A 3,335-nucleotide genomic window follows, 5' to 3' on the forward strand; every position below is an offset into this window, starting at 1 on the left:
CAGCTTCGGCCACTGCCCGAGCATATAGCCAATGGCTTTGCCGATGGCGCTCTTGGGCAACACCTGCGTGCCGTTTTGCCCAAGCCAAGTTTTAATCTCCGCCAAAATGGGCAACGCGTGTTGTTGGCGCAGCGCATATCTCTCGTCGAACGACATCTGCGCTTCACGCGCTTGCCGCTCAAGTGCATAAAGCGCTTGCAGCTTCACCAGCATCCACTCGGCACGCTCGTGATCGGAATCTTGCGCTTGTTCAAAATAACGCCGCGCGTGGGCATAGCAACCCACGGCAAGAACACCTGGCCGTGCCAGGATATCATCATAGCCGGTGTAGCCATCGCATTGCAAATAGCCCTGAAAGTTTTTGAGCATCTCATTGGGCCCGGCTCGACTGCGTCCCGGGCGATAATCGAAAAGCACCAGCTTTGCGACGGGATCATAATACACCCTGTTGCGGAAGCCCGCTCATCAGGAATCGTTCGACTTTTTCAAACATCCCTTACGCATGTGTCTGATCGCGATGTCGCTGTGCCATCCGTTCTCCCTTGCGATTCGACACAACCTAAAAACTCGAATCGAAAGAAGAAAGATGGGTTAACCGAGGGAATACACGGAACCGCCCCCAAAATCGGGGCTGTATTTGGGCGACCTTCGCCCCACTAGTTTTGGTGATATTTTAGCGCTAAACCCTGTCCCTTCCTGTCCCAATTTGTCCCTACCACAAAACAAAAAAGGGAATCTTTTGGATTCCCTTGCTACACAAAATCAATAATTTAGATTGGTTGCGGGGAGAGGATTTGAACCTCCGACCTTTGGGTTATGAGCCCAACGAGCTACCAGACTGCTCCACCCCGCGATATTTTTTGAACAGCGCAATTATAATCAATATTCGCCCTAAAATCAAGCTCTTTCTCTGCCATTTTTTGCCACACGGAGGTTTTACCTAAAAGTGGGGCAGCAGAATTCGCAAAGCGCAAAAGGTGATGGTATAGATAGACATGCCGTGATTAACGAAGTAACCTCTCCATATAGAATAGATTATCTATCTGATTGAGGTTACGGCAACGTTGCATTTCATTCCAAAAGATTTCGGAAGACGGATTTAGGACGAATCGCTCGCACTCCGATTTAGCCAAAGTTGACGATGATAATCGGAATTTTCTCAACCTCGATGCCGGATTCTAAAACGACGTTGGGAATTCAGGATGAAACTACTTGTTCCTCCTCGGCTGAAGAGCCACTTCATTCCCTCGAGTGGGCGATGATCCCTCTGTCTTACAATCTGCATGAGTGGCCTGCGTAATGCTAATCGAGCTTTAGAAAGGTGAGTCCATGGAAGTCGCAAAAGTTCTGGACGACAAATATGAGATGTTTCACGAGATCAAGCGTGGCGGATTTGGCGTGATCTACTACGGTCGCGATCGCTTGTTTGACAAACCCGTGGCGATCAAGGCCATTTCGCCTAATTTGATCGGCGAGGCCAAATATATCGACATCTTTCAAGCCGAGTCGCTGGCGATTGCGCGCCTCAACCATCGCAATATCGTCCGCATTTATGATATCAAACGCGGTGACGGCGGCCAATTTTATATCATCATGGAATTCGTGGACGGCGTCGACCTGGGCAAGCTCATTCGCATCAGCCGTAAAGAGCGCGGCATCGTGCCGCCGCATCTGGGCGCTTACATTATTGCGGAAACCTGCGCCGGCTTGGATTATGCCCATACCCGGCGCGATCCCGATACCCATCAGCCTCTCCATATTGTTCACCAGGATATTTCTCCCGGCAATATCATGCTGAATCGGCTCGGGGAAATCAAAATCATTGATTTCGGCCTAGCGAGCACACGGCAACATCAGCAAAAAGATTTTGATCATAAAAACGAAGTGTTGGTGCAGGGCAAGCTGACTTACCTCGCCCCGGAACAAGTCAACGGCGGCCAGGGATTTGACCAGCGCGTTGATCTTTTTGCTCTGGGTCTCGTTTTTTACGAAGTTTTAACCGGCCAGAGGTTTTTCAAAGAACAAGCGCCGGAGGCCATGATTCGTCACTTGCGCGATGGCGTATGGGATTTAGGACTACTCGATGAAATAGGTACACCCGAACCGCTCACGAAAATTATCGAAAAAGCCGTTCAGCGCGATCCCAATCGCCGCTATCAATCTGCCAGCCAGATGTATATGGATCTCATGGGTTATCTCTCACAATATGCGCCGGCGGCAGATTATGCCTTTGAACTCAGCAACATCGTGCAGCAGATCTCACCGCCAAACGAGCAAGCGGTATCCAACGCCGCGGAACAATTCGTTGATGACGGTTTTAAGAATTTCGTCGATATCAATGACGGCGTGAATGCGCGCGAGGTGACGCCGCTCGAAAGCAACTCAGATACAGATTTTTTTGTAGATGAGAAGGAAGTTTCTGGCTTTAAAGATGATCTGGATGAACGTTTTGTTTCGTCCGAGCCAAACGCAACGACGGCGCCGACTGCGGATTTTTCGAATGACGATTTTCAGTGGAATCGTTTTTCGGCCAAGCGAGATTTGCCGGAAGAACTTGAGTTGACGCCCGAACCGGAAGAACCGAGCCGTTCGGGCAGAGCCGCAAGCGCGCCGCAAGATGTCGCTTTCTACAAGGTCATCGGCGAAGAGGAAGAGGAAGAAGAAGTTCGCACAATCATTGACGTGATTCGCCTCTCGGCGCGCTCACACAAAAAAACGATTTTCATGGCGGCCGGAGGCATACTCGCAGCATTCATATTGTTCACGGTGATTGACACATTCACACGCATGACTTCCTGGGGCGCGTCGATTTATGATTTTCTCTTTCCGCCGGCCATCCGGTTGGTGTCTTTTCCTCCGAACGCGCAGGTCTATCTCGATGATCGGTTGCTGCCCAAGACGACGCCGCTCGCGATTGAAAAAATCTCGCCGGGCGTGCATAAACTGATGCTGACCTTGCCGCGCTTCGAGCCGATCGTAAGATCGATTCAAGTGGCGCCCCAAGGCGGCGCCTCGGTTGTCGGGGAATCGTCGCGCGATCAAAACCAACCTTATGTCTTTCGCTTCAAGACGATTTTGGAAATTTCCTCGAAACCCGAAGGCGCGGAAGTTTATTTGAACAACGTGAAGTATACGCAAACTACGCCCTGCCGCGTGGTTTGGGAGGTCGGCGATCCGCTCGAGGTTGAAATGCGCATCGAAGGCTTGACCACGCTGCGCGGGTTTACGTTGAATACTATTGAAGGCGCAGAAACGATTGCCGACCGGCGGCTTTGGCGCTTTCAGCGCATTGAAGAAAACCGCGAACATTTTGCATTGGAAGGCATTTTTGCCAA

At 50.8% G+C, this 3,335-nt stretch carries 2 protein-coding genes and 1 tRNA gene; 1 reads left to right on the plus strand and 2 read right to left on the minus strand.

Annotated features, from left to right (window positions below):
* Window positions 1–444 (minus strand): IS66 family transposase (locus FBQ85_28355; protein ID MDL1879046.1); only part of this gene is annotated, 444 nt, incomplete at its 3' end.
* A 332-nt stretch (window positions 445–776) separates the two neighbouring features.
* Window positions 777–853: transfer RNA gene (locus FBQ85_28360), tRNA-Met, on the minus strand.
* A 476-nt stretch (window positions 854–1,329) separates the two neighbouring features.
* Between FBQ85_28360 and FBQ85_28365 the strand changes: the two genes are divergently transcribed.
* On the plus strand, window positions 1,330–3,335 hold a 2,006-nt coding region (locus tag FBQ85_28365; protein MDL1879047.1), incomplete at its 3' end, for a PEGA domain-containing protein.

Source organism: Cytophagia bacterium CHB2 (genome assembly GCA_030263535.1).
In the GTDB taxonomy this organism is placed as follows: Bacteria; Zhuqueibacterota; Zhuqueibacteria; order Zhuqueibacterales; family Zhuqueibacteraceae; genus Coneutiohabitans.